This window comes from Paenibacillus elgii NBRC 100335 (assembly GCF_004000865.1).
In the GTDB taxonomy this organism is placed as follows: Bacteria; Bacillota; Bacilli; order Paenibacillales; family NBRC-103111; genus Paenibacillus_G; species Paenibacillus_G elgii.
Genome location: NZ_BIMB01000001.1, coordinates 1 through 25,663, shown reverse-complemented (window position 1 = coordinate 25,663; position 25,663 = coordinate 1). Strand labels below are relative to the sequence as shown.

Annotated in this window: 24 protein-coding genes; 16 read left to right on the top strand and 8 right to left on the bottom strand. The window is 54.2% G+C overall.

The genetic code is table 11. From position 1 onward, the window contains the following. Positions 1 to 80: 80 nt before the first annotated feature. Both PEL01S_RS00115 and PEL01S_RS00110 read right to left on the bottom strand, forming a co-directional pair. Positions 81 to 764: a zinc metallopeptidase gene (locus tag PEL01S_RS00115; RefSeq protein WP_010491399.1), complete on the bottom strand. Its 684-nt coding sequence runs from the start codon at positions 762 to 764 to the stop codon at positions 81 to 83. Positions 765 to 798: 34 nt separating this feature from the next. Continuing rightward, the gene (locus PEL01S_RS00110) at positions 799 to 1,230 is read right to left on the bottom strand and encodes a MerR family transcriptional regulator (protein WP_010491397.1); all 432 of its coding nucleotides are present in this window, start codon (positions 1,228 to 1,230) and stop codon (positions 799 to 801) included. A gap of 395 nt (positions 1,231 to 1,625) precedes the next feature. Between PEL01S_RS00110 and PEL01S_RS00105 the strand changes: the two genes are divergently transcribed. Genes PEL01S_RS00105 through PEL01S_RS00095 form a run of 3 tightly spaced genes read left to right on the top strand, consistent with a single transcriptional unit; the run spans position 1,626 to position 4,840 of the window. After that, positions 1,626 to 2,987 (top strand): ammonium transporter, encoded by a 1,362-nt coding sequence (locus PEL01S_RS00105; protein ID WP_127458820.1) that lies wholly within the window; start codon positions 1,626 to 1,628, stop codon positions 2,985 to 2,987. Between the two features lie 27 nt (positions 2,988 to 3,014). Next, a complete protein-coding gene (locus PEL01S_RS00100; RefSeq protein WP_127458819.1) occupies positions 3,015 to 4,109 on the top strand; it encodes a DUF294 nucleotidyltransferase-like domain-containing protein in 1,095 nt (364 codons plus the stop codon). Further along, on the top strand, positions 4,106 to 4,840 hold the full coding sequence (locus PEL01S_RS00095; protein WP_127458818.1) for an exonuclease domain-containing protein: 735 nt from the start codon (positions 4,106 to 4,108) through the stop codon (positions 4,838 to 4,840). Before PEL01S_RS00100 ends, PEL01S_RS00095 begins: the two co-directional genes overlap by 4 nt. A gap of 7 nt (positions 4,841 to 4,847) precedes the next feature. On the opposite strand, the gene PEL01S_RS00090 is transcribed toward PEL01S_RS00095, so the two are convergent. Beyond that, positions 4,848 to 5,294, bottom strand: coding sequence for a M67 family metallopeptidase (locus PEL01S_RS00090; protein ID WP_127458817.1), 447 nt, complete (start codon positions 5,292 to 5,294; stop codon positions 4,848 to 4,850). A gap of 56 nt (positions 5,295 to 5,350) precedes the next feature. Next, on the bottom strand, positions 5,351 to 6,661 hold the full coding sequence (locus PEL01S_RS00085; RefSeq protein ID WP_127458816.1) for an MFS transporter: 1,311 nt from the start codon (positions 6,659 to 6,661) through the stop codon (positions 5,351 to 5,353). A gap of 170 nt (positions 6,662 to 6,831) precedes the next feature. On the opposite strand from PEL01S_RS00085, the gene PEL01S_RS00080 reads away from it, so the two are divergent. Then, complete coding sequence (locus PEL01S_RS00080; RefSeq protein WP_127458815.1) at positions 6,832 to 7,368, top strand: TlpA family protein disulfide reductase; 537 nt, start codon at positions 6,832 to 6,834, stop codon at positions 7,366 to 7,368. 77 nt (positions 7,369 to 7,445) lie between these two features. Here the strand turns inward: PEL01S_RS00080 and cimA are convergent, their stop codons facing one another. Beyond that, complete coding sequence (gene cimA, locus PEL01S_RS00075) at positions 7,446 to 9,065, bottom strand: citramalate synthase (RefSeq protein ID WP_063179654.1); 1,620 nt, start codon at positions 9,063 to 9,065, stop codon at positions 7,446 to 7,448. A 164-nt stretch (positions 9,066 to 9,229) separates the two neighbouring features. On the opposite strand from cimA, the gene PEL01S_RS00070 reads away from it, so the two are divergent. The 7 genes from PEL01S_RS00070 (at position 9,230) to PEL01S_RS35535 (ending at position 18,769) form a co-directional block, all read left to right on the top strand. After that, positions 9,230 to 10,537, top strand: coding sequence for a DNA polymerase IV (locus PEL01S_RS00070; RefSeq protein ID WP_127458814.1), 1,308 nt, complete (start codon positions 9,230 to 9,232; stop codon positions 10,535 to 10,537). Continuing rightward, on the top strand, positions 10,534 to 11,037 hold the full coding sequence (gene mobB / locus PEL01S_RS00065) for a molybdopterin-guanine dinucleotide biosynthesis protein B (protein ID WP_063179650.1): 504 nt from the start codon (positions 10,534 to 10,536) through the stop codon (positions 11,035 to 11,037). The genes PEL01S_RS00070 and mobB overlap by 4 nt, the downstream gene beginning before the upstream one ends. A 101-nt stretch (positions 11,038 to 11,138) precedes the next feature. After that, positions 11,139 to 11,372: a ferredoxin gene (locus PEL01S_RS00060; protein ID WP_010491381.1), complete on the top strand. Its 234-nt coding sequence runs from the start codon at positions 11,139 to 11,141 to the stop codon at positions 11,370 to 11,372. A 153-nt stretch (positions 11,373 to 11,525) separates the two neighbouring features. Further along, positions 11,526 to 13,331: a CHASE2 domain-containing protein gene (locus PEL01S_RS00055; RefSeq protein ID WP_127458813.1), complete on the top strand. Its 1,806-nt coding sequence runs from the start codon at positions 11,526 to 11,528 to the stop codon at positions 13,329 to 13,331. Between the two features lie 82 nt (positions 13,332 to 13,413). Next, positions 13,414 to 15,513, top strand: coding sequence for a FecR domain-containing protein (locus tag PEL01S_RS00050; RefSeq protein ID WP_127458812.1), 2,100 nt, complete (start codon positions 13,414 to 13,416; stop codon positions 15,511 to 15,513). A gap of 27 nt (positions 15,514 to 15,540) precedes the next feature. Continuing rightward, positions 15,541 to 17,142, top strand: a complete 1,602-nt coding sequence (locus tag PEL01S_RS00045) for a stalk domain-containing protein (RefSeq protein WP_127458811.1) — start codon at positions 15,541 to 15,543, stop codon at positions 17,140 to 17,142. Between the two features lie 184 nt (positions 17,143 to 17,326). Continuing rightward, entirely contained in the window at positions 17,327 to 18,769 is a 1,443-nt protein-coding gene (locus PEL01S_RS35535; RefSeq protein WP_127458810.1) for a L,D-transpeptidase family protein, read from the top strand. 264 nt (positions 18,770 to 19,033) lie between these two features. On the opposite strand, the gene PEL01S_RS34305 is transcribed toward PEL01S_RS35535, so the two are convergent. Next, on the bottom strand, positions 19,034 to 19,171 hold the full coding sequence (locus PEL01S_RS34305) for a hypothetical protein (RefSeq protein WP_164824227.1): 138 nt from the start codon (positions 19,169 to 19,171) through the stop codon (positions 19,034 to 19,036). Between the two features lie 163 nt (positions 19,172 to 19,334). Between PEL01S_RS34305 and PEL01S_RS00035 the strand changes: the two genes are divergently transcribed. The 3 genes from PEL01S_RS00035 (at position 19,335) to PEL01S_RS00025 (ending at position 21,759) form a co-directional block, all read left to right on the top strand. Further along, positions 19,335 to 20,429, top strand: coding sequence for a quinone-dependent dihydroorotate dehydrogenase (locus tag PEL01S_RS00035; RefSeq protein ID WP_127458809.1), 1,095 nt, complete (start codon positions 19,335 to 19,337; stop codon positions 20,427 to 20,429). A 27-nt stretch (positions 20,430 to 20,456) separates the two neighbouring features. Continuing rightward, complete coding sequence (gene yjbM / locus PEL01S_RS00030; protein WP_127458808.1) at positions 20,457 to 21,260, top strand: GTP diphosphokinase; 804 nt, start codon at positions 20,457 to 20,459, stop codon at positions 21,258 to 21,260. Positions 21,261 to 21,336: 76 nt separating this feature from the next. Then, positions 21,337 to 21,759: a DUF309 domain-containing protein gene (locus tag PEL01S_RS00025; RefSeq protein WP_127458807.1), complete on the top strand. Its 423-nt coding sequence runs from the start codon at positions 21,337 to 21,339 to the stop codon at positions 21,757 to 21,759. Positions 21,760 to 21,789: 30 nt separating this feature from the next. Here PEL01S_RS00025 and PEL01S_RS35035 read toward each other — a convergent pair whose 3' ends face one another. Further along, a complete protein-coding gene (locus PEL01S_RS35035) occupies positions 21,790 to 22,446 on the bottom strand; it encodes a phosphatase PAP2 family protein (RefSeq protein ID WP_239551290.1) in 657 nt (218 codons plus the stop codon). Between the two features lie 101 nt (positions 22,447 to 22,547). Then, positions 22,548 to 23,030 carry a thioredoxin family protein gene (locus tag PEL01S_RS00015; protein ID WP_010491357.1) on the bottom strand — a complete coding sequence of 161 codons (483 nt, stop codon included), beginning with the start codon at positions 23,028 to 23,030 and terminating at the stop codon, positions 22,548 to 22,550. 166 nt (positions 23,031 to 23,196) lie between these two features. On the opposite strand from PEL01S_RS00015, the gene PEL01S_RS00010 reads away from it, so the two are divergent. Then, positions 23,197 to 24,813, top strand: coding sequence for a hypothetical protein (locus tag PEL01S_RS00010; protein WP_127458806.1), 1,617 nt, complete (start codon positions 23,197 to 23,199; stop codon positions 24,811 to 24,813). A 14-nt stretch (positions 24,814 to 24,827) separates the two neighbouring features. Further along, a partial coding sequence (locus PEL01S_RS00005; RefSeq protein ID WP_163767877.1) for an RsmB/NOP family class I SAM-dependent RNA methyltransferase occupies positions 24,828 to 25,663 on the top strand: 836 nt, incomplete at its 3' end.

Sequence of the window (25,663 nt, the reverse complement as noted above, 5' to 3'; positions counted from 1 at the left end):
CGCATGAAAAAAAGCCGCCAGATCACTCCAGGAAGGAGCGGGTCCGGCGGCTTTAACGTTCAGCGCAGCGAGCAGCAAGGTTAGTCGTCGCTGCGGTTGGTGAAGATCATAATATACTTAATCAGCTCGAGCAGCGAGATCAAGGCAGCAGCTACATAAGTAAGCGCAGCAGCGTTTAGTACTTTGGCTACGCCACGTTCTTCATCGTTGGTGATATAGCCTTCGGCAACCATCAAGTCGCGGGCCCGGTTGCTGGCGTTAAACTCTACCGGCAAGGTCACAAGCTGGAAAGCGACGGCGGCGGAGAAGAATATAATCCCCAGGCCAAGCAATCCGGTCCAATGGAACAAAAAGCCTGCGATCAAGAGCAGCGGCGCGATGCCGGAAGCGAAGTTTACGACCGGGAACATCCGGTGGCGGGCGACGAGCATCGGGTAATTTACTTTATGCTGAATGGCGTGTCCGACCTCGTGGCAAGCGACCGATACGGCCGAGATGGTGCTCTCGTAATAAACCGGCTCCGACAACCGTACGGTGCGGGCAATCGGGTCGTAGTGATCCGTCAGCGCGCCGGGAATCGGCTCGACCGGAACGTCATACAATCCGTTGGAGTCCAGCATGCGGCGGGCCGCTTCGTATCCCGTCATACCGGATTGCACGGGCACATCGGACCATTTGTTAAATGTTCCTTTGACCCGGAATTGCGCCCAAATGGAGAGTATGAACGCAATGATAATTAGGAAATCCATAGGGTGAAAAAACATCGATCCATTCCTCCGTTTGTAAATATCGTTTCGATTAGGAAAGAGGGCCTTTACCTAACAGCAACAATAAAGCCTCGATGCATGCAGCGGTGGGCTGCGTGAGAATTTTGTTCAGGTTCTTCAATTGCGACGGCTTCAGCTTCTCAAGCATCGGTCCGACTTCCTTCGCTTCCTTCTCAAGCTGCTTAAGTAACAATTGCAATGATGTCAGTTTATCTGTCACTATTTCATCTCGGCTCACCTTGTTCCATTGCAACAGGCTAGCCTTGATTTCCTCTAAGGTATACTTCTCCCTCTTCATACTTTCAATACGTTTTAGACGCGCTAAGGTTTCATCGCTGTAGTAACGATAATTCGTGTCTGATCTTTTCTCCGGTTGAATCAGCCCGAGCTTTGTATAGTAGTCGATCGTTCTGGGGCTGACCTCCGATAAGCGCGCCAACTCGCCGATTTTGTAAAGCTTCATCTCCCCATCTCATGTCACCTCGTTTTATATAGATACTGGAATAGGTGCTCTTGTATTCATGATACCTGAATCCAAACCATACAGTCAAACGTTACACTTTTACCTGGAGGGAAAGTCGCTTTGATTGCCTGAAGCATATCGCAGTTTGAATATGCGCGTTATTTTATATAACGCAAATAATATGGATATCAACGGAAAAAGATTGAAAAAACGAATTATACATGGATAATGTTAGATTATATTTCGTAATTCATGGTTTTCTAACGAAAATCTATTGTCAAAATAGTGACTGGTGGATATAATGACAATATAAATTTCAGAATGAGTTATAAAAACTAACATCAAAGAAGGAAGTGGTCGTTTTGTTTAGAAGGTTATTCTTATCCGCGGTAATTATGTTAGCTTTGTTGCCTTCAAGCCTCGCATTCGCTGCCGACGAAGCGACACCCGCTCAGCTCCAAGGCGCAATCGACGCGGTGTGGGTCATGCTTGCAGCGATTCTGGTCATCTTCATGCAAGCGGGCTTTGCGCTGCTGGAAGCGGGTTCCACCCGGATGAAAAACGCCGGCCACGTCGCAGGCAAGACCGTATTGACTTTCGGCCTGTGTGCAATCGCCTTCTGGGCCGTCGGCTTCGGCTTAGCTTTCGGAGACGGCAACAGCTTCTTCGGGACGACCGGATTCTTCGTAGACGGGACGGAGGAGCAAGCCAAAGCGGCCTTTGGTTCGCTATCCGCGTCGGACGTACCGATCGCCATCAAATTTCTGTTCCAGCTGGCGTTTGCCGGCGTATCGCTTGCGATTGCGTGGGGCGGCTTTGCCGAGCGCGGCAAGCTGGCCGTCTACTTCATTTTCGGCACGCTGTTCACAGTAGTCATCTATCCGATCGTAGCTCACTGGGTATGGGGCGGCGGTTGGCTCGCGCAAATCGGAATGCAGGATTTTGCGGGCTCCACGGTCGTTCACTTGCAAGGCGCAACGGCTGCGCTTGTCGCTACGCTGCTGCTTAAGCCGCGGATCGGCAAGTATAATAAAGATAAAACGCCAAATCTGATTCCCGGGCACAACCAAGTTCTTTCAGTTCTCGGCGTGATCATTCTATGGATCGGCTGGTTTGGCTTCAATCCAGGCTCGACGCTGAGCGCGATGAACGACGGCTTCTTCGGTTACATCGCCTTAACGACGAATCTTGCGGCTGCGGCAGGCGCGGTAGCGGCTATGATCGTGTCCTGGATGTATTTTGGCAAGGCTGATATACCTAGTATGCTGAACGGCGTGTTGGCCGCTCTAGTGGCTATTACCGCGGCCTGCGCCTTCGTTGCACCGCGCGACGCTGTCATTATCGGGGCGGTCTCCGGCGTCTTGACCTTCTTCACGGCACAATGGTTTGAAAAAGCGGGCGTCGACGACCCGATCTACGCCTTCTCCGTTCATGGGATTGCGGGCATTTGGGGAACGCTGTCGACCGGACTTTTCGCAACACCCGAGCTGGCGGCGAAAGTAGGCGTCGGGAAAGCAGGTCTGTTCTACGGCGGCGGTTTGGAGCAGCTTGGCGTGCAAGCGCTTGGCATTTTTGGCGCCTTCCTGTTCGTCCTGATGCTGTCCTTCGTTATTTTGTACTTGATCAAAGTGACGATCGGCCTTCGGGTGACGGAAGAAGAAGAACTCGTTGGTCTGGATTTGTCCGAGCACGGGACGTACGGATATCCGGAGCAAATGAAGAAAGCGGCGCATGGCGGCGCAGCTACCACGGTATAGAGCGAACAAGCAGAAGGGGATGTCGTCATGGACCGTCTCGCACTTGAAAGGTTTCAACGGGAAACGTCCCGGGTCCGGAGCTTGCAGAAGCTGAGGGCGCTTCGGGATCAAGTTAACGAGGAGTTCGGGCGGCGTCTCCTTTTTGCCGAAGCGCTGGAATGGAGCCGGGAGGTCAACGAATACCACGATGCGTTAATCCGCCGAGTCATTGTGCTGTCCGAGGAGCGACTGAAGGAAGAATGGGGAGAAGCCGCACCGCTTCCTTATGCATTCTTGCTGTTCGGCAGCGGAGGACGAGGAGAGCAGACGTTGTGGAGTGATCAAGACAACGGCTTGATCTACGCGGACCCTTCATCGGCAGAGCAGCGTCTGGAGGCGGATCGTTATTTCACCGAATTGGCTGCCCGTATTACGGAAGGCTTGGAAGCGGTTGGCTACCCGCCCTGCCACGGGCAAGTTATCTGCACCAACGAGCAATGGCGCAAGCCGCTGGAAGATTACCGTCGGATGGTAAACGAGTGGATGCGGGAGCCGGACTGGGAGCATGTGAGATATTTGCTAATTACGGTCGATGCGCGTTCGGTGTACGGGGATGAAATGTTTGGCTGCGCACTTATCGAGGAAATCTACCGGTATACCGCAGCCCAACCCGCCATGCTGGAGCACATGCTGCGCAATACGCTGCACCATAAAGTATCGATCGGCCTGTTCGGACAGCTGATCAAGGAGCGGTACGGCGAAGATGCCGGCGGAGTCGATGTGAAGTACGGCGCCTACATCCCGATTGTTAACGGAATCCGCTTGCTGGCGGTGGAAGCGGGGATCCGCCGTTCGTCGACCGAGGAGCGGATACAGGCATTGATCGCAGGCGGACACGTTCCGGAAGAGATCGGTCAGGATTGGCTGGAGGCCCTGACGTTGGCATTGAAGCTGAGGTCGATGACTCCTTATCAGCTCGAGGAAGGCCGGTATGTGACCCGCGGCAAGCTGACCGCAGACCAGTTGACGAAAGAACGGGTAACGGAGCTGAAGCAATGCCTTCGCATTGGTACGGACTTGCAGAAGTACGTCAAGAGGACCATTCCTAAGGAGATAGTCAAAAGGTTAGGTGATCGCTTATGAAGGATATGCGGCCGGCCGGCCGGATGTGGCAGCTGTATAAAATGGGCGGACTCACTCCGGCGATCACGTCGATGTTCGATGCGCAAAGCGCGCAGCAGATGGCATTCATCCGCTCCATCATGAAGGAACAGCGCAAAAATTCATTGTATGAAATTTCTCTAAGCACAGTGGAACTGGTCGTTTTCGACTTGGAAACGACCGGTTTTTCGCCGTATAACGGGGATGAGATTATTTCGATCGGCGCCGTTTCCGTCACCGGGACCGAAATCAAGGAAGAGAGCACCTACTACAGCCTGGTCCATCCAAAGAGAAGCATTCCTGGGGAGATCGAAAAGCTGACAGGGATTACGAACGAGATGGCGGCGGTTGCGCCGGATTTGCTGCACGCGCTGCGCGGCTTTTTGGAATTCGTCCGGCAGAAGGTTCTAGTCGCTCACGGTTCCGGTCACGACAAGCATTTTTTGAATGCGGCGCTCTGGCGGACGTCCAAAGTCAACTTGAACCACCGTCTGCTCGATACGATGATGATTGCCAAATGGCTTCACCCGAAGCTGAAAAAATACGATTTGGACACGCTGCTCGACGTGTACGGCATCGAAGTGACGAAGCGCCATCATGCGCTTGAGGATGCGCGAATGACCGCCCACTTGTGGACTGCGCTCATGCGCGAAATCAAGTCGAAGGACGTGCAGACGTTAGGGGATTTGTATGCGCATTTGAGCCATCACTAAAATCAAGTCACTCCATAACGATGTCATATGAAATCGCCTCAAGGCTGGAATGCTCCTGCTGCCTTTTCCGAAAGGCGAAGGCTTTGACCTCGGGCAAAGACGGATCGCGCAGCGAAACGATCCAGTGACTGGGCGTCGTGTGCCATAAGGTAGCTAAGTCTCGATCCGACGGATAAGGAGCGGAGCGGGGATGGGAATGAACGATCCCTATCAGCTCATGCTTCCCGCTGGCAGCGTATAGGGCCCGGACAAGCTCCTGCGGGTGCAGCTCGAAGCTGTGCAGCGGATTGGCCGCGGCGTTGGCGATCGGCATATAGTTTAAGGCCACAGGAATGCCTGCCGCAGACAGATAGCCAAAAAGAAGGCCGCACGCTTCGCGCGGCATCGCTTCAAGGCAGTGGCCGATCATCTCGGACCATGCTTGTCGGTGAATTCGAATCTGCAAACGATTCATCGGAAGAGGCGCCTTTCATTGTCTTTTGCGCCATTATACTACATTTCCCGCTCTTTTTACCCTCCGATTTTCCCTTGCGGCTTAATGAAGAAGAAGGCAAGGATTAACGTCAGAAGCGACAAAGACGTAACGGTAATGAACACGATTTGATGCGACTTGTCCATCATCCACCCGAACAGCGGAGGGCCGAAGGCGACGCCCAGAAAACGCAGGCTGCTGTATAACGACGTGATCATCCCCCGCTGCTCCCGTTGGACAGAGCCGGTAATCATCGTGTTTAAGCAGGGCAAAAGCAAGCCGGTCCCGATACTGCTCAGAGTCAGCAGGCCGATAAAAACATAAATGCTTTTGTTGTAGAACAAAATGCATAAACCGAGCGACACGGTCATGAGCACAAGGCCGATATTGATGAGCCAGCGCATCAGAGTGCCGTTCTTTTTGATGAGTGAGCCGGTCGTATAGGATGTGACCACCATGCCGAGGAGCGGAATGGCGAGGACGAGCCCTTTCATCACCCCGTCGATATGGTAAGGGGCTACCTCCAGAATGTCCGATAAATAAAAGAGGACGCCGAACAAGACGAACAAAGCCATGGAGCCCGCAAAAAACGACGTGATGAGCCAGCGCCCTTTTTGCTTCAAAATAGCGCCAATATTCCGCAGGTACTCACCGAGCTTGGGTGGAGCTTGCTCCTTCTTGGGCTCCTTCAGCAAAAACATGACGGCCAGCAAAGATAACAGGCAGAAGAACGGAAAAGCGAAAAAAGCGGCATACCAGACGATTAGCGCAAGCAGTGAGCCGAGAATCGGGCTGACCACTTTTCCGGTTCCGTTCGAAGCTTCCGTCAACCCCAGTGCTTTGCTCTCCATCCCTTCTTTGTACAGATCCCCCGCCAGCGCCATCGCAATTGGAGCGGTGCCCGCTGCGCCCATCCCTTGAATCGCCCTTGCAATAATGATCACGGTATACGAATTCCAAAGGGCGCCGAAGCCCGCCAAGATCCCGGCACCGCCGTAAATGATCAACGAAGGTATCATGATTGCTTTGCGGGAAAACCGGTCGGACAAGTACCCGGCGATCGGGATCACGAGGCCCGCGGTGACGGAAAACAATGTGATCACCAAGCTGCTTTGGAATTGGGAAATACCGAGGCGTTCCTGCATATCCGGCAAAATGGGAACAAGCATCGAATTTCCGAGCACCAGGACAAGCGGTACGCTGGCGATGGCGATAAACTCCCAAATGACTCCTTTCGAGTCTGCCGCTTTCGGATTATCGCCGCCAGTGGCTTGCTTATCATTTGAAGCCGAATAATCGATATCGCTTTCGAACGTAATCCGCAGCTTTTTCGATTTTGCTTTCTCCATACGATATTCAACCTCCGCTAATAAACAATCGTAAAGTTAATGTGCCCTTTCATGGAAGGCGCCATGCTTTCCGGCTTTATCCAGCGGAGCGTGATCGGTTAGTAACGTTTTCTGGAAAATGGGCAATACTGTAACCGTAAGCAAGCCGGAGTATGGACAGGAGAGAGACGATGAAACGAAATTTGCTGATTTTCGGACTGGCATTGGCTTTGGCGGGGCTGGCGCTTTTTCAATATGATCGGATTGACCGGAACTCGTCGGTCTCGGCTGCGGGCCGGCCGGAATTAAAGGTGGAATCGCCGGCCCCTGCGTTTACCCTGAAGGGACTGGATGGGGGAGAATATAAGGTCGGCGGGGTACGGGACAAGCCGCTGATGGTGAATTTCTGGGCCTCGTGGTGCGGACCGTGCCGCGAAGAAGCACCTGCCTTAAAGCAGGTGTACGACCGTTACAAAGGACAGTTCGATCTTTACGCGGTTAACGTGACCAAAGGGGATGAGCTGGAGGCGGTCAAGCGTTTCGTCAACCAAGCCCAGTTTTCGTTCCCGATACTATTGGATACGAGTGGGGAGGCGGCTGACGCCTACCGGCTGTTATTCGTCCCGACAAGCTTCCTGATTGACCGACAAGGGCGCTTGAAGGAAGTCATTCATGTGCTGCCTCCCGACCAATTGGAGGACAAAATCAAACGGCTGATCGCAAGCTAGACTTGGCAAGCCCGCTACATCAAAACAAGCCGCAATGTCTCCGGCCGGAGAACTGCGGCTTGTTTGCAATCGTTATTTTAGTGATTTACGAGCCCGAGGCGTTCCCGGCTTTCTTCCGGCTTGTCGGCCACCCGGGTCATGCCGAGCAGCGCATACCGGATGCTGTCGACAAGGGCGTGCCAGCTCGCTTCGATAATATTTTCCGATACGCCGACGGTGCTCCACGTGCTGTTGAAATCGGTCGATTCGATCAGCACGCGAACTTTTGCTGCCGTAGTGTCTTTCTCGTCCAAGACGCGCACTTTATAATCGGACAAATGCATGTTGTTGATATCTGGATAGTATTCAACCAGACATTTGCGCAAGGCGTTGTCCAGTGCATTCACGGGACCGTTCCCTTCGGCGGCGTTATAGATCGTTTTGCCATGTACATTCACCTTAACGATCGCTTCGGAAAGCACCGGCTGATCGGCGGATTTGGCTACCATAATTTTAAACGAATCAAGTGTGAACACTTCCTCCAGCTTGCCGTAGGCGTCCCGGATCAGAAGCTCCAGCGTGGCGTCTGCGCCTTCGAACTGGTATCCCTGATGCTCCATCTCTTTGATTTGCTCGATGAGCTGCTTGGTCTGCTGGTTGTTCGTATCGAAGTCCAAGCCGAGCTCTTGCGTCTTGAATACAAGGTTGCTCTGTCCGGCAAGCTCCGAGACAAGCACGCGCTGCTTGTTGCCGACCAGCTCAGGCTTGATATGCTCGTACGTACTGGAATCGCGCAAAATTGCCGATACGTGAATTCCGCCTTTATGCGCGAAAGCGGCAGAGCCAACGTAAGGCTGGTTAACCGGCATATGCATATTGGCAATTTCGCTGACATAGCGTGCCACGGTGGACAAGCTGGCTAATTGCTCCGCGCTGATCACATCATACTTCAGCTTTAACTGCAAATTTGGAATGACCGATACGAGATTGGCATTGCCGCACCGTTCCCCGTAGCCGTTGATCGTGCCCTGCACTTGCCGGGCTCCGGCCATGACGGCGGCCAGACTGTTCGCTACGCCGAGCTCGCAGTCGTTGTGCGCATGAATGCCGATCGGACAGGAGATCGAGGACGTTACTTTAGTCACAATGGCCGAAATTTCGTGAGGCAGCGTGCCTCCGTTCGTGTCGCACAGCGCAATCCAGTCGGCGCCGGCTTCCTCGGCCTTCTTAATCGTCGCCAGAGCGTATTCCGGGTTGCTCTTGTAGCCGTCGAAGAAATGCTCCGCATCGTAAATGACTTCCAGCCCGTTTTGCTTCAAAAAGCGGACCGAATCGTAGATCATCGCCAAATTTTCTTCCAGCGTCGTCTGAATGGCCGTGTGCACTTGGAAGTCCCACGATTTACCGAAGATCGCTGCGGCCTGAACCCCGACTTCAAGAATCCGGTTCAGGTTAGGATCGTTTTCCGCCAACGTCTCCTTGCGTCGCGTGCTGCCGAAGGCTGTAATTTTCGCATGCGACAATTTCAATTCCTTCACCCGCATGAAAAACTCAATATCCTTGTTATTGCTGCCGGGCCAACCGCCTTCAATATAGGAAACGCCCAGCGCATCTAACTTTTGGGCGATTTTGAGTTTGTCTTCGACGGAGAGGCTGACGCCTTCGCCCTGAGTACCGTCTCGAAGCGTAGTATCGAAAATTTTAACCGTGCCCGCCATAATGATCCTCCTGTTTCTTTTAACATTTTATTGCGCTAAAGTATAATTTCTAATTATAGCACAATGTAGCAGCCAAAGGGTATTGCCAATCCTAAAATATCCCCGGCTTGACCCCGGTACTCCGGGCGAATTATGCTGTAAGTAGAGGACGGGAGGCGGATGCCATGGTTGAGACAAATGGGAGTGCCAACGGCTATCCCGTGAACGGCAGAGTGATTCTCCACATCGATATGAACGCGTTCTATTGCTCGGTGCATGAAGCGGTAGAACCCGAAAAATACAAAGACAAACCCATTGCGGTCGCCGGGAGCGTAGAACTGCGCAAAGGTATTATTGTTACCTGCTCCTATAAAGCGAGGGCGCGCGGCGTGAAGACGGGGATGCTGGTGCGGGAAGCCGACAAGCTTTGCCCCGGCCTAATCTTGATCCGCCCCGATTTTGACCTGTACAGGCAGTTTTCCAGACGGTTTATGAAGATCGCCTACGAATATTCGCCGCTCGTCGAAGCGGTGTCGATAGACGAATGCTACGTGGATATTACCGGCTCCAAAATGTTCGGAACCCCGCTCGAAATCGCCGAAACGATTCAAAAGCGAATTCGCGATGAGCTTCTTCTGCCTTGTTCGATCGGGGTCTCGCCAAACAAGCTGTTGGCCAAAATGGCTTCGGATATGAAAAAGCCCAACGGCATCTCGGTGCTGCGCAAACGGGACGTGCCAACCGTGCTGTGGCCGCATCCGTGCGCTAATTTGTTCGGCATTGGTAAGAAAACCGCCGAAAAGCTGAAGCGGCTGCAAATCCATACGCTCGGCCAGCTCGCCAATGCCGACGAGCGGCTGCTGAGCGACCGGTTCGGCGTACTCGGTCCGGCCTTGAAGCGGGCGGCCAACGGCGAAGACAATTCGCCGGTTAATCCGGATAAAGAGCAAAGCAAATCGATCGGTCATGCGACGACCTTGCCGGTGAATTATACGGACCGGGCCGATATCCACCGGGTGTTTCTGAATTTGTCCGACCAAGTCGGACGGCGGCTGCGCCGGCAGGGCCTGGTTGCGGAGACGGTACAGATCTCGATACGCGATCCCGATATGAAGACGATTACTAGGGCCTCGAAGCTGCCCGAGCCTTCGGAAAGCGCGGACGACTTCTACCGGGCGGCCTGCCAATTGTTCGACGCTCATTGGAAGGAAGGGCTCCCGGTGCGATTGCTCGGCGTAACGCTGCAGAATCTGTCAGCCAAGCAGGAGCTTGCCGTACAGCTCGACTTGTTCAGCTATCAGAAGCAACCTGTCAAGGAAAAGCTGAATCAGGCGATGGATGCGCTCCGCGACAAGTACGGCGAAGGCGTGATTTTGACTGCGGGGATGCTTGGCGACGATCCTTCCACGCTCATCCGCAACACCAAGAGACGCGGCACGTCGCTGCAAATGGATCATCTTAGGTTAAAAGGATTGGAGGATGACGATTATTGACGACGATCATCGGCTTCGCCGGTTTTTCTGACAGCGGTAAAACGACGCTAGTTTCGCTGTTGGTTCCATATTTTGAGGAGCGGGGCGTCAAGGTTGCGGTTATAAAACACGATGCGCACGGGCATTATAAGGAAGCTCCCGCAGCGGATTCCACTTTGTTTATCCGGTCCGGAGCATCGGCAGCCGTCGTCTTGTCCCCGGATGCCGTAAGAACATACGAACGCAAAACGGTCACGCTTCAGGAGACGATCGAACGGTTAAAAGGAAGCTACGGACTGATTTTAATAGAAGGCTTCAAGCGGGAGCCGCACGATAAAATCGCCGTATTCCGGACGGAGGAGCAGGCGCGGATCGTGCAGGAGCTCACTGCGCCCCCGATCGCTTGCATAGCCGCGGACCGGAAGCTCGCAGAAGCCGCGGCGCCGGGCATTCCTTACTTTTCTATGGACGCCGTAGAGTCCGTCGCCGAGTTTATCCGCTCCCGCATGAGGAATCCATAACGAAGCGGTATCATATCGTTCGCTACTTTCTATTTGAACTTTGTAAGCTTTTATATTATATTTTAGGATGTGGTTACACAATCAAGGGAGGAAGATTAGACATGGCAAAATACACTTGGGTGGATAAAGAAACCTGTATCGCTTGCGGTGCCTGTGGAGCGACGGCACCAGACATCTACGACTACGACGATGAAGGTCTTGCAGAAGTAATTTACGAAGCCGACGGCAACAAAGGCGTAACCGAAATTCCGGAAGATCTGTACGATGATCTGCAGGATGCTCAGGACGGCTGCCCGACAGATTCCATCAAAGTTGCAGACGCTCCTTTTAACTAATACTCGAATACCTATAGCTTCATAACAAAGAGCCTGTTTCCTCCGTGGAAGCGGGCTCTTTTTCGTTCCGGCCTGACTTGAAATAAATAACTTCGTACCGGGATTTTATGGTAAGATGATAGCGGATACTGCAAGAAAAACAGGGGGCTTTTCATGAGAAAGGGATGGAGAAAGATCGGCGTTATCGCCGCGGGTAATGCGGTTATCGTGCTGCTCTGCGTCGTGCTTTTGACGACCGGGGCGCTTAAGGTATTATCCGACAGTTTATACAATTTTAACGTGAAGCAAACCATGACTCAAGCCCCGCACGAGGATATTGTCGTCGTCGGCATCGACTCCGACTCCATTCGGGAAGTAGGGCCTTATCCGTGGGATCGGAAAGTATACGCCGAGCTGATCCGGCTGCTGGAAAGCGCAGGCGTCAAAGCGATCGGCTTCGATATCGAGTTGTACTCCAAAAGCGACAAGCCGGAAAGCGACCGCGCGCTGGCCGACGAATTGGCCAAACACAACAACATCGTCATTCCATCCCATGCGAACCTGGAAAATGAATTCGACCGGTCGATGAAGGTGAAGGCAGGAGAGCTGCTGACAGCCCGCTCGGTAACGGAACCGATCCCGGCCTTCCGCCAGTCGGTTGGAAAATCACATATCAATGCGGCTTACGACAGCGACGGCGTCATTCGCTCCCACTGGCTGCAGATCGATTCGCCTCTAGGGGTATATCCGTCGTTTGGGCTTGCAATGGCGCAGCTTGCCGGAGTTGATGTAAGCCGGTATCTGAACCTGCCTGTATTGGACGGCCGTCCCAAGTCGGAGATGCTGATCCGTTGGGATGCAAAGGAATTCGATTTCGAAACGATTCCGTTCGCCAAAGCGCTGAAGGGTGACGTGCCGCCTCAGACGTTCAAAGACCGGCTTGTGCTTGTCGGCTATACGGCCCCCGGCTCGGACGAGGGCGTTACCCCTGTGGAGAAACATATGCATCTGGTATATGCGCATGCGAATATTTTAAATCAGATTTTAAAGCAGCAGGTCGTGCTGCCTGTGGACAAGCGGATCGATTTTGCGCTTACGCTTCTCGTCGTTCTGCTGCTCGGGTGGGTGACTTGGCGGCTGCGGGCGATCAGCGGAGCGATATTTGCGATGGTGGTCGTCGTTCTTTTGTTCGTTGGACAGTACGAGTATTTCGCGGCCTACTCGCAGTATTTGGACATTGTCGATGCGGTGACTTGCGGGCTCCTTGCTTATTTTGGCAATCTGACCATGAAAACGTATTTTGAAACGAAGCAAAAAAATTACATTACCAAGCAATTCGGACGCTATATTTCTCCCGACCTGGTCAAAGAGATTGCGAGCAGCGAGCGGGAAATCCAGCTCGGGGGGATCAGCAAGGAACTCACCGTTCTGTTCCTTGACGTCCGCGGGTTTACCCCGCTGTCCGAGAAGCTGAAGCCCGAAGAAGTGGTCGACTTCTTGAATATGATGTTTAACTTAATCACGGAGCGGGCCCTTGAAAACCGCGGCACGATCGACAAATTTATCGGGGATGCGGCGATGATCCTGTACAATGCTCCGCTGGACGTGTCCGATCATCCATATTGCGCGGTGAAAACCGCTTACGAAATTCAGAAGGGAATGGAGAGGGTGCGCGCCGAGGTGCTGGAGAAATACGGCGTTTCGATCAGCGTCGGCATTGGCATCAACACCGGCGATGTCGTCGTCGGCAATATCGGGTCTTATCTGCGGGTCGACTATACGGCGATTGGCGACAACGTGAATACGGCCGCCCGCATCGAGTCCAATACGCAGCCGAATCAGATCCTGGTGTCCGAAGCGACTTACGAGCTGACGAAGCATGCTTTCGATTATCAATTTGCCGGGGAGAAGCTAATGAAAGGAAAGAGCGTTCCGCTCAAGCTTTTTGAGGTGATGGGAATGAAAGACGTTCCGGCTTGATTTGACGAAAATTCGTTGAATAATACCGTTTCTCACCTTACAATATGAATAGATTTTTTTGATTCCGGAGAGGGGTTTTGTTGTGGCGAACGCAGTGCGGATCAATAGACGGAAACGGAAGCCGGCTTTGGCTTGGGTGCTTGTTTTCGCTATGCTGTTTCAAGGGGGAGCCGCTTTAGCTCTCGCAAGCCCGGCGAATGCCAAATCATCCCGGTCGGCGGCTGTCGTTGAAGTAACGGGAGATGTAGCTTACAAGAAATCGGGCGGCTCGCGCTCTTACGCGGCGTATCAGGACTTGAATTTGAACCAGGGCGATTCGATCGTGACCGGTCCGTCCTCCTCGGTTGTGCTGCGAGTTGTGGACCGCGAGGATGAGATTACAATCGGCGAAAATTCCGAGATATACATATCCGATTTAGTTGAAAAAAACGGCGGCAAGAAAACCAAGGTGAAGTCTTGGGCTGGAAGTTTATGGGCGAAAGTCAAGTCTCTGATCGGCTCGGAGGAGGAATTCGAGATCGAGACGCCGACGGCGGTTATGGGCGTCAGGGGAACGAACTTTATGACGTCCGTCAATTGGAAGACGGGGGAAACGACGATGGCCGTGGCGGCGGGGATCGTCTCCGCTTCGGAAGCTGATCCCGCTGCGGATCATAAGCAGACCCGGAATGCAGAAAGCGTATCGGTGTACCCGGCTCAGCAGGTGGCGCTCAGCTCCTCCGGACCGAATAAGGACCCAAGAGCGCGAGCGGAGTATGCCGACCCCAAAGCATTGGTCGAGGTTCTGGATAAAAAAGTGCTTGAAAGCTTTATCAAAAACATCCGGGATATCCAAAAAGAACAAGATAAAATTAAAGCGCAGCTTAAGGAAAATCTGGATAAAGGCGAGGGAAAACCGGACGGGCGTTCGATTCTGAAGATCAGTACGCCGGCGGATTTGGAAGCCGTCACAACCAATTTCGACCGGTTTCTGTCCCTGCTGGCCAAATCGGCCGTAGACGCGGGGAAACTGTCTCAAAAAGCTGTGGACGAAGCCAATGCGAACATGGCCGATGCCTCAAGAAAGCTTGATATTCACAATCCTCCTGCCCTGGATAAAAATGCAGGCATCGATCCGGAAGTGGAGCAGTTAAAGAAACAGGCGGAACCCAAAAATACCGCATATGAGCAGGAGCAAAGGGAGCTGCGCGATAATCAGGCCAAGCTGGTGGCTTTGCTGGATCGTATTGAAGCCGACAGGCAGCGAATTCAAGACCAAAACCAAAAAGCCGTTGCAGAAGCGGATCAAAAGGCGACGGATCAATATACGAGCACGCTTAGTGCGGACGAAAAGAAACAATTCGAGGAGAGCCAAAGGAAAAACGCCAATCAGCCTGCGCCCGAATCATCCTCCCGTCCGACTACGCCTCCAGCCGATTCCGGGAGCGACAGCGGCTCGGGCGGCGGTTCCACGGACGACCGTCCTTCCGCTCCCGTGTTGATTAGCCCGACAGCAGAAGCGACGGTGCGGAATCCGGTGCAAATTAAAGTGAAAGCCGCTGCCGGGACAACCGTCCGTGTGCTCAATGGCACGGAGGAAGTCGGACGCGCGGACGGGCAGGGAGATAGCGAAGTCACCGTTACGCTTCGGACGCTGCAGCCCGGCACTTACAATTTAACGGTGCAGGCTTTCCGCGATTCCGCAGCAAGCGTTCCGGTTTCGCTTCCGCCGATTCATATTTTGGGAATAGGTCTGGAGCAGGCCGGCGCCATCAAGGACGGGAAGATCAACGTGGCGTTGACGATGAAAGGGTTTACGCCTGCTGCGCCGTTCTATTCCGTCGAAGCGCATTTGCTTTATGATAAGGTTGCGCTGGACTACAGAGGTCCGGCAGACCTGACGTCTGTTCCAGGCACCGTATTCTATGGCTCTCAAACGGCAGAGACGCTTCGTCAGGTAAGCGACGCCTCCAGGAGCGAATTGATCTACGCGGCAACTGCCTTTGAAACGCAGGGCTCCGGCGCAATAAAGCCGATTCAATTAAGCGGAGATACCTTGCTCGTAAACGTCCCTTTATCGGTTGTCGATTCGCCCTCCGGTTCCGCCAAAGTTGATCTGGGCTATATCAAAATCATCGACAAACAAGGGAATACGGTATACGAAAGCAGAGACATTCAATCGATTAGCGTCGGCACGAAGTAAGGTGCGGGGTACGGGAAGGAGCAAGCTATGAAGAAAGCAACGAAACGAATCGCCGTGTCGCTTCTGATGACTGCCATGATTGGCGCATCAAGCGCGCAAGCCGCCGAGTGGTCGAAGGACGCCCTGCGGGGCGAGAACGGGCAACCGTTAACGGAGATGACGACATTGGCCGGCAACGGCGGCTTGGGGAGCGCGGACGGAGCGGGCGCGTCCGCTTCCTTCCGGATGCCGGGAGGATTGGCTGTATTGAAGGACGGTACGGTGCTGGTTTCGGATTCCCGAAATCAGCTGATCCGCAAGCTGTCGCAGGGGACGGTCAGCACCTTAGCCGGCGCAGCCTATAAACAGGACGGCAAAGGCTTCCCTGTCGGCGCGCTGTTAGACGGAAAGAGCGATGCCTCGCTTTTCAACGAGCCTCAAGGACTTGCGGCCGACGCTAACGGCAACGTATACGTAGCCGATTCGGGAAATCATGCGATCCGTAAAATCGATACCGCCGGTCAGGTCAGCACTGTTGCCGGTAATGGGCTGCTCGGAAGAAAGGACGGCAAAGGGAAGGATGCTTTGTTCTATCGTCCGACAGATGTGGCTGTCGCAGCCGACGGTACCTTGTACGTGGCGGACTCGCTCAATCATGCGATCCGAAGCATATCGCCTTCGGGCGAAGTCAAGACGCTGAACGCCTTGTCGTCCCGCGCCGTAGAATTGTTCCCCGGACAAGTATCGCCCGCAGGGGATTTTGCCGACGGGGATTTGAAAAGCGCGAAATTTAACGAGCCGACCGCCCTTGTGCTGGACGCCAAAGGAAATTTGATCGTAAGCGATTCCGGGAACCAGCGCATCCGATATATCGATTTGCAGCAGGGGAAAGTAACGACGCTGGCGGGCGGAGGTCAGGCGGCAACGAACAAAGAGCTGCACGTTCAGGGAGGCTTCGCCGACGGGAGCGCGTCGGATGCGAGATTCAACTTTCCGATGGGCCTTGCCTTGACGGAGGAAGGCGGACTTGTCATCGCGGACAGCCAGAACCATGCGATTCGTTACTTGCTGGACGGGCAAGTCAGCACCATTGCCGGGGCAGCCGACCGCATAACCGGAAATGCCGACGGGATTGAAGGAAGCGCTGCGCTCCACCGACCGATGGATGTCGGAGTTCGTGCCGACGGATCGATATTGGTGGCCGACGCCTACAACAACAAGCTTCGCGAAGTCAGTCTGTATCGGTTGCCGGACGGTCTTCCGAAGGACAGGACCGTCAAAGTCGTCGTGGACCGGCAGCAGATCGTGTTCGAGGCTCAGCCGGAGATCGTCAACGGTAGAACGATGGTTCCGATCCGGGCAATTACGGAAGCGCTTGGTTATAAAGTGACGTTCGACGATGCGGCCCGGGCCGTACAGCTCGCCAAGGACGGCCGGACGATCGAGCTGTATATCGGAAAGACCGGGATCAAGCGGGCGGTAACCGGACAGGAAGCAACCGTCAAACCGACGGATGTCGAGTCGTATATTTCGCAAAATTTGACCTTCGTACCGGTACGTTTCTTCGCCGAAGAAATCGGAATGGACGTTCAGTGGGATGAGGCGACACGAACGGTAATTGTACGCAGCAAAACGAAATTATCAAAGTAATATGGAGTGCCAACAAAATGAGACCTATTCCGAGGAAAGCTCTTAGAGGCGGACTTCTCTGGATAGGTCTTTTTGACTAGGTTTGCAGCTGAAGAAACGGTGCGGCCTAGGACGCAAGAGTATTAAGAAAAGCGCTTCTCCCGCCGATATAGTTTGCAGGAAGGCGGAAAGAGAGGGGCGTCCCGTGAAACCGAAAGATTTGAAGGATTCGGAAGAACAGCTTCAGCTCTTTTTCAAACAGGATCCGTTATATTTAAAAAAATACGTCAAAGAGCATCCGAACAATAAAATGGCGTGGTACTTGCTCGGACGCGATTATGAAGCGCAAGGGAAAAAGGGAAAAGCCCTATACTGTTACGCGCAGGCCGGAGAAGTCTATGAAGCGTATGAGAATCAGAAGGTGGCTCTGCCTCCCGAAGAAATCGAACCGATCCATCGCTGGGGAACGGAACGTCAAAAGAACAGACGGAAGCGGCTCGTTCGCCTGATGGTTGCCGGTCTGCTCGCCTTTGCCGGTGTATTGTTTGCCCCGGAGCTGGGGCGTATATTCGAGAAGACGGAAGAAAGCGCCAGCGCTCCGGTTATCGTTCTGCCGGAAGGGATGACTTCCTCCGAGCTGCAGGAGACGAAAGTGTATTATTTGGCCGGCGAGAAGAGTCAGGCGAATGTCGGCGCGGCGCTGCAAGAGATGCTTCTACGGGAAAGAATTAGCAGCTACGCGATTCTGGCCCGGGGGATTCCGCTCGACGGGACCGCTTGGATCAGCTGGCTGAAGAAGCCGGAGACGCTGCTTTCCGTCGAAGCGAAAGCAAATGCGGCGCAGCAGCAGATCAATTATCATGACGCGGCTGCTTGCAGCTGCCAGCCAACCGATCCGCAGAAGGCGGATAGCATTGTGGCCGCTTGGATGACGAAGCAGGAGCAGGATCTGGTGCTGCGCTCCGCCGTCGCGGCTTATATCCAGCGTACGGGGCAAGCGCCGGCACAGGCTTCGCAGCTGACGGAAGCGTATCCGAACAACGTGCTGCCGGGGCTGACTCCCTATATGAAGGAAACGTTCGACCGGGACAAGGAAGCCTTGGCTGCGGAGCTGAGCGCATGGCTCAAGCAAGCCGGGGCGCAGCCTGCGGCCGCCGACGGAAATTCCGTGCCGCCCGGAACGGGCAATCTGACCAAGCCTTTGACGGAGCCGATGCGAATTATTGTCGATAAGCAGGCCCACCGGCTGTCGGTCGTCAGCGGCAACATCGTCGTCCGCAATTATCCGGTAGGCTTAGGAGCGGATCGGACACCGGAGGGCAGCTTCGTCATCTCGGAAAAGGTGCGCAATCCGAACGGGAAGTCGAACGGAGAGTTCGGGAGCCGCGGGATGACGCTGTCCGATACGAATTATGCGATTCACGGAACGAACCGGCCGTCCAGTATCGGCAAGGACGAGTCGCTAGGCTGCATCCGTATGGCTAAGGAGGATGTGGAGGAGCTGTTTGACTTGGTGCCGCTCGGAACGACTGTGACGATCGGCAAGGGCGGACTGTCCAAGGAGGAATCGCGGAGCCCCGAACCGTATGGAGTACCGCCGCAAAGCGTCGATACGAATCCGGGGAAGAAGTACAACTGGTTGAATTAGGGAGCTTGGTCGTCCAAGCCGGCCGTGGCGAAGTAACCGGGAAAGAATCCCCCTGGTTATTCGGTTGAATATATTCCTGCAGCCGCTCTTGAAACCCGAAAAATATTGAATTGAATTTTAAGGTATCTTTTCGGATTTCAAAGGCGGACGTAAACTCTTACGGAATATATTCAACCTACCTTGACGGGGAATTTTTAGTTTTTGCCATAGCCTTTATTAGAAGACCAAGCTTTTGTGCGAGAGGATAGAAAGCGCTAACAAGCTCTAATGGTTGAAAATAAGCAGAACAATCATGCCGAGAATGACGACGCCGAAGATGGAACCGACCCACACGATCAGCTTCTTATTAGGCTCGTCCTTTGTTTTCCGCTGTGCATAAGGGGATACTTTCTTTTTTTGCATAGACCTCAGCCCTGCCTTTTTATTGGATTAAGCATATTTTAACATAATGTATAGATTTAAGTCGTAAGGATTTTGTGACTTGTCCCCTTTATTTTTGTTTCGTAAAGCGCTAAACTGTCAAAAGAGACTAACGAAGAGACACGTGCGGGGAGAGGACAGAAGCATGCTTTACAAAAAAATCGCGAAGCCGGTGCTGTTCGGGATGGACCCGGAGAAGGCGCACCATCTCATTATCGACGGACTGCATACGTTTGCCAAGCTGCCTGGCGGACGGGGACTGCTCCGCGCGATGTGGGGCGTCCGGGCGTATCCGGAGCTGGAGAGCGAGCTGTGGGGGATCCGGTTTCCGAATCCGGTCGGCTTGGCGGCAGGGTTGGACAAGAATGCGAAAGCGGTCCCCGGTTTTTCGAACATCGGCTTCGGCTTTATGGAAGTTGGCACGGTGACACCGAAGCCGCAAGTCGGCAATGAGCTGCCGCGGTTGTTCCGACTTCCGGAGGACGAGGCGCTCATCAACCGGATGGGGTTCAACAATGTCGGAATCGAAGGCATGAAGCGAAATTTGCGCAATCAAGGCCAGCGCACGATTCCGCTTGCCATCAATATCGGAAAAAACAAAACGACGCCCAACGAGCAGGCGGAAGACGATTACCGCGCCTGCATTCAAGCATTATATGGGTACGGAGATTTTTTCGTCGTCAATATCAGCTCGCCGAATACGCCGGATCTGCGCAATCTGCAGCACGGGGACGACCTGTCGCGTCTGCTCGCGGCTGTGAAGGACGAGATCCACAAGCAGCATGCCCGCTTCGGCGGACGGGAGAAGCCTGTGCTTGTGAAGATTGCACCCGATCTGACGCCGCAGGAAATCGAGTATATGGTCGAAACGATCGTACGGAGCCATGTCTCCGGCATCATTGCGTCCAATACGACGATCGCGAGAGACGGTCTGCGCCATGCGAACCGGGGAGAAACGGGCGGATTAAGCGGCCGTCCGTTGACGGAGCGCTCCACCGAACTGATTCGAACCGTATACCGGCTAACGGACGGGAAACTTCCGATTATCGGATCGGGAGGCATTTTTACGGCCGAGGACGCCTATGCGAAGATTCGGGCGGGAGCCAGTCTGGTCGAAGTCTACACCGGCTTGATCTATGAAGGACCGGATGTGCTGCAGCGCATTAACCGCGGACTTCGCACATTGCTTCGGCAGGATGGATTTACGAACGTATCGGAGGCGATCGGATCGGGGCATTAAGGCAAGAAAGATTTGGAGGTCGACGGAATGGACGGACGCGATTGGAAAAAATTTCTGCTGCCTTACGAACAGGCGGTCGAGGAATTGAAAGTCAAATTCAAGACATTGCGCGCAGAGCTCAAAAGCCGAGATGAATATTCACCTATCGAATTTGTAACCGGCCGGGTTAAGAGGACTTCCAGCATTTTGGAAAAAGCCAAACGGCTGAGCGTTCCGATGGATCAGCTCGAGACCGGGATCGAAGATATTGCGGGCATTCGGATTATGTGTCAATTCGTTGAGGATATTGATCGGTTGGCCGAATTGATCCGTGCCCGTGAAGATATGACGCTATTATATGAGAAAGATTATATTGCTAATAAAAAGCCGAGCGGTTACCGCAGCTACCATATGATTGTGGAATACCGGGTCCAGACGGCGCTCGGCATGAAGCGCGTGCTGGCCGAAATTCAGCTGAGGACGCTGGCCATGAATTTCTGGGCGACGATCGAGCATTCGCTGAACTATAAATACCGGGAAAGCTTGCCAGAGGATGTCGTCGCGCGGCTCAGCCGGGCGGCAGAAGCCGCTTACCAGCTTGATCAAGAGATGAGCAGCATCCGTGAAGAGATCGTCGAAGCACAGAAGCTGTTTGAGGACAAATCGAGTATCGTGACCAGGGTGCTGAACGGCATTCAGGAGCTTTACTTTCATCTACGGGTCCGGGAAGCCGCGCAGTTTCAGATGCGCTTCAACGAGCTGTGGGACACGGACGACGTCTGGCTGCTGAAGAAGCTGTCGAACGAGGTGGATCAGGCGGTTCACCGGGCGAAGAAAAATTCCTTGGCCTAAAAGTCCGGTGAAGCCGGGCCAGCGGCCTGTTATTCACCGGGCCTCCGCTGGAGGCGATCGAAACGGAGGCGAGACGGTGACAACGTCATACGATCGTTTATATGTAGAGTTCGTGTATTATTTCAACGTGGCGCGCGACTATTTCGAATGTCACGAAGTGATGGAGGAGCTTTGGCTCGAGGAAGGCAGACATCCGTTGTACCAAGGCCTGCTGCAGGTGGCAGTGGGCCTTTACCATTACCGCAACGGCAATACGAGCGGGTCGATCAAGCTGTTTACCGCGGCCTTGGACAAATTGGACAATTACCCGGAGGACGCGCTCGGGATCGATCTGGGTCAACTTCGCGATGACAGCCGCCTGTACTTGAACAAGCTGGCTCATGCGGAGGAGCTGCCGTTTGCTTTCTACGATTTGGACATCCGCATTCTGGACGCCGAACTGGAGGCATTGGTAGAAGAGCTTAGGCTGCATCCTCCGGAGCCGCATGAAGAGGATTAGCCCGGAATGCTGCGGCTTGCCATGCCGGCGTTAGGACCGGCGCGAGACGAGAACGGCTTGCAGCCCGGCCCCGCACACGGTAAGCCATGCTGCCCCGGCGGCAAATCCGGCGGCTACGTCGCTCGGATAATGAACCCCCAAGTAAATGCGGCTTACGCCGATCATGATGATCAGACAACCGGCCGTTACGGCAATTAGCAGCTTTAGAACAGGAGATTTGACGAACATCAAGAGGAGCATAGCCAGCATGCCGTAAAAGACGATCGACCCCATGGAATGTCCGCTCGGGAAGCTGTAGCCCGTTTCTTCAACGATCCGGTGCAGTATCGGCCGCTGCCGTTCAAAAATTTGCTTCAGCAGCTGGTTAAACAGCATGCCGCCGGTGACGGCCACCATGAAAAAGAGAGCTTCCCACTTCTTCCTCCGCCACACCATCAGAGATACGCTAACGAGCAGCAGGACGGACAAGGTCTGGAACGATCCGAGCTCGGTAATCCCCTTCATCCATACGGTCAGCTTAGGACTGATATGCGATTGAATCCAATCGATATAGGTCCGGTCAAAGCGCTCCAGTTGGTTTTTCTGCAAATCGTGAGCGAACTTTATGAAGATCAGAATCGACAGCAGCACGATGACGACTGCGATCAATATATATTTTCCGGTCAGCGATGCTTGTTTGGGTTGCATAGGGGCTGTACAGCTCCTTTTGAAAAAAATGAAATAAAAGAAACAGCGGACGCATCCGCTGCTTCGGGGTATCCTTGGGCGTCCACCGACAGCCGGCAGGATTACTTTTTATGCTTTTCGAAAAAGGCTTTGAACGTTTCGGCTTTTTGCTCGCCTACGAGGCGCTCGACTTCTTTGCCGCCTTTGTAATAAATCAGGGTCGGGGTTGCTTCGATGTTGTATTTTTGCCATCCGTCCCTGAACTCTTCAAGATTGAACTGCTTGACGTCGATGTTGAAATCTTTGGCGACCGGCATAAGCACAGGCGTTGTCACCTTGCAGTGCGGGCACGTTGAACCGAAATAATACAAGTAGAAGTCTTCCTGCGCTGCGATCTTCTTGTCGAGCGCGTCAGGCAAAATGATGTTTTGGTAGTTCGGATCGTCCAGAAGCGCGAGCGTGGCCGGATTCAGCTTGTCCGGGGCAATGCCGTATACGTTGTTCGCGTACTTTCCGAATTTCGCCTGGTTCGATTGTTGATTGACAAAATAAAGAGCTCCGAATAGAACGACGATAATGGCTAAAAAGATACCTAACTTTTTCATGATTCCCCTCTTCCTACCGAGATAAATGGTCACTCTAAAAACATTCGTTACTTATGCAAAGTTTCCTCCTCCTATCATACAATAAAATTGAAGGATTTTCGACATTGGCGTGGAATACATGGGTAGACTAGGGACGTCCAAGAGAATGGCGGGGGAACGTAAGACTATGAAACGCATCATCGAAGTTCTCGGCAAGCGGGAAAACGCCATGTTTCTTGGAGTGGGCGGCGTGCTGCTGCTAGGCGGATTGGTATGGGGCGCTATGTTCTGGAACGCCGGGGCCGTGCAGCCTTCGGTCTCTCCCGCTCAAACTGGACCGCCGGGGGAAAAGGCCAAAGTGATCTCCGATCCGGATGCCTATCGCATCCAAAATTCTGCGTCCGGCTTTTCAGCGCTGGAGATCGTGCGATCCAAAATAAACAAAGGGTTTATGGCAACAGTAAAACAAGGGCGGGTACTGGAGCAGGTTGCTGCACCGGACGGCGTCACGATGCTATATCTTGTTCAGCGCAGCAAAACAGGCGATAGCGGGAGCAGCTCCCAGATCGATGCGCTGTGGATGGGCCCGCAAAGCGAGTTGGCCGAGAGCGCGCCGATTGCCCAGATCACGGGGACGGACGAAGACGTGCTCCGGCGTTCGACCCGGTTGTGCGGGTTTATGAATAAAGACGAGTTTGTATACACGACCGTGAAAAACGAAGGAAACGAGTTCGTATATTATCTCAACCGCTTCTCGATGAAGCAGCGCACGGCGACGCCGCTCCTGGAGCTGTACCGGCAAGAATCGAACGGGCGGACCGCGCCGGCGGTGCTGGAAGCCAAGCTTGCGCCGGATAAGCGGCATGTGCTGGTCCGTGACGAGCGAAGCGGGATCGCAAGCTACGACTTGAAGACCGGAGCGCAGGCCCGGATCGTTCCCGCCTCCGAGGCCGTGCGGGACGGAGAAAGCTTTCTGCTGGCGCCGGAAGCGGGCGTAGGGCTCTATGCCACAGGCCGTTTTCAAGGCGACCTATGGTGGATCGATTGGAATACCGGGGGAGCCAGGCAGCCGTTTGCGGCCGAACCGGGATATGTGGACGCGGGGATGGATGCGGGACGGAAGGTGATTTATTATAATTGGACCTACGACCGGAAGCCTGAGCTGGCGCTAGCCGGGAATAAACGAACGCTGCTTGCTTCGTCCGGCGTGCAGATTGCTGATCTGAAAGGGAATCCAATCAAGCGGTTCAGCCTGTCGAAAGGCTCGAAGGAGCACCTGGAATTCGGAGGCTACAGCGAGGAGCGGAAAACGGTGCTGCTGCATCAATTTCAATTGGTGCGGGCAGCGGCAACGGACGGAACTGCGGCTGTGGTTAAGAAAACAACCGCGTGGCTGCTCGGGGATCTGAAGACAGGAACGATGCAGCCGCTCCAGCAGGTGGAGGTGCCCGACGGGTGGGAGCTGAAGGACATGGCGTTCGGCAGCGTCCTGACGGACGGCGGGAGCGATACGGCGGCCGAGCAAGTATTCGTCAATATGCAGGACCGGACCTTTTACAGGGCGAAGTGGAAGACGAAGCGGCCGATCGTGCTGCCGGAGGAGGACCTCGTCTTGTTCGCCGACGAGCCGGGCAAGCGGGTGTTCGTCAGTTCGCTCACGCGGCCGGATCTCGTCGTTGCGGCCCTGAATTATAAAAAGTACAATTGGGATAATCAAGAGTTCGCGTGGTTGAACGGGCATTGGATGTCGCGGTACCACAAGGCGGCGGATGGCGATAAAATCTATTTCTTCCAGATTAACTGAAACGAGTGACGACAATGACGGAGCCGATGCTGCTGGAAGCATTTAAACAAAAAATGGAAGGCTTGCTGGAGGCCGAATATTCGGCCTTTCTGGCGTCTTATGGGGAGGAGCGGCATTACGGCCTGCGCGTCAATACGCTCAAACTGTCCGTAGAGCAGTTTCGCGGCTTGACCCGACTGGAGCTCGAGCCGGTCCCCTGGGCGGCAACCGGCTTTTACTACCGGGAAGGAGACGGGCGGCCAGGAAAGCATCCGCATTACCATGCAGGGCTGTATTATATTCAGGAGCCGAGCGCGATGGCTCCGGCTGAGCTGCTGGACGTCCGCCCCGGCGAAAGGGTGCTGGATTTATGCGCCGCGCCGGGAGGAAAAACGACGCAGCTTGCGGCCAAGCTGCAAGGAGCCGGGCTGATCGTCGCGAACGATGTGCATCCGGACCGGGTGAAGGCGCTGGTGAAAAACATTGAGCTGAGCGGCATACGCAATGCCGTCGTGTTGAATGAAGATCCGGCGAAGCTGGAAGGAGCGTTCACCGGCTACTTCGATAAGATTCTGATCGATGCGCCCTGCTCGGGCGAAGGCATGTTCCGCAAGGAAGAGGATATGGCTAAAGTCTGGCGGCCGGACTGGCCGGAGAAATACGCCGAGATGCAGCGGACGCTGCTGAGGCAGGCAGGCCGCATGCTGAAGCCGGGGGGCTTGATGGTTTACTCGACCTGTACGTTCTCGCCGGAAGAGAACGAGGCGATGATCGCCGCATTTCTGGACGAGCACCCGGCGTTCGCGGTCGAGCCCGCTCCCGCCTTCGGCGGCTGGGCGCCCGGCCGACCGGACTGGCTCGGCGGGCGTTA

Excerpts from the sequence above, each read along its gene's own strand:
- PEL01S_RS00110 (WP_010491397.1), bottom strand. The coding sequence starts at position 1,230 with ATGAAGCTTTACAAAATCGGCGAGTTGGCGCGCTTATCGGAGGTCAGC.
- yjbM (WP_127458808.1), top strand. The coding sequence starts at position 20,457 with ATGGACGGACGCGATTGGAAAAAATTTCTGCTGCCTTACGAACAGGCG.
- PEL01S_RS00095 (WP_127458818.1), top strand. The coding sequence starts at position 4,106 with ATGAAGGATATGCGGCCGGCCGGCCGGATGTGGCAGCTGTATAAAATG.
- PEL01S_RS00055 (WP_127458813.1), top strand. The coding sequence starts at position 11,526 with ATGAGAAAGGGATGGAGAAAGATCGGCGTTATCGCCGCGGGTAATGCG.
- PEL01S_RS00035 (WP_127458809.1), top strand. The coding sequence starts at position 19,335 with ATGCTTTACAAAAAAATCGCGAAGCCGGTGCTGTTCGGGATGGACCCG.
- PEL01S_RS00115 (WP_010491399.1), bottom strand. The coding sequence starts at position 764 with ATGTTTTTTCACCCTATGGATTTCCTAATTATCATTGCGTTCATACTC.
- PEL01S_RS00070 (WP_127458814.1), top strand. The coding sequence starts at position 9,230 with ATGGTTGAGACAAATGGGAGTGCCAACGGCTATCCCGTGAACGGCAGA.
- PEL01S_RS00045 (WP_127458811.1), top strand. The coding sequence starts at position 15,541 with ATGAAGAAAGCAACGAAACGAATCGCCGTGTCGCTTCTGATGACTGCC.
- PEL01S_RS00015 (WP_010491357.1), bottom strand. The coding sequence starts at position 23,030 with ATGAAAAAGTTAGGTATCTTTTTAGCCATTATCGTCGTTCTATTCGGA.
- PEL01S_RS00085 (WP_127458816.1), bottom strand. The coding sequence starts at position 6,661 with ATGGAGAAAGCAAAATCGAAAAAGCTGCGGATTACGTTCGAAAGCGAT.
- PEL01S_RS00080 (WP_127458815.1), top strand. The coding sequence starts at position 6,832 with ATGAAACGAAATTTGCTGATTTTCGGACTGGCATTGGCTTTGGCGGGG.
- PEL01S_RS35035 (WP_239551290.1), bottom strand. The coding sequence starts at position 22,446 with ATGCAACCCAAACAAGCATCGCTGACCGGAAAATATATATTGATCGCA.
- PEL01S_RS00105 (WP_127458820.1), top strand. The coding sequence starts at position 1,626 with ATGTTAGCTTTGTTGCCTTCAAGCCTCGCATTCGCTGCCGACGAAGCG.
- PEL01S_RS00090 (WP_127458817.1), bottom strand. The coding sequence starts at position 5,294 with ATGAATCGTTTGCAGATTCGAATTCACCGACAAGCATGGTCCGAGATG.
- PEL01S_RS34305 (WP_164824227.1), bottom strand. The coding sequence starts at position 19,171 with ATGCAAAAAAAGAAAGTATCCCCTTATGCACAGCGGAAAACAAAGGAC.
- cimA (WP_063179654.1), bottom strand. The coding sequence starts at position 9,065 with ATGGCGGGCACGGTTAAAATTTTCGATACTACGCTTCGAGACGGTACT.
- PEL01S_RS00100 (WP_127458819.1), top strand. The coding sequence starts at position 3,015 with ATGGACCGTCTCGCACTTGAAAGGTTTCAACGGGAAACGTCCCGGGTC.
- PEL01S_RS00060 (WP_010491381.1), top strand. The coding sequence starts at position 11,139 with ATGGCAAAATACACTTGGGTGGATAAAGAAACCTGTATCGCTTGCGGT.
- PEL01S_RS00010 (WP_127458806.1), top strand. The coding sequence starts at position 23,197 with ATGAAACGCATCATCGAAGTTCTCGGCAAGCGGGAAAACGCCATGTTT.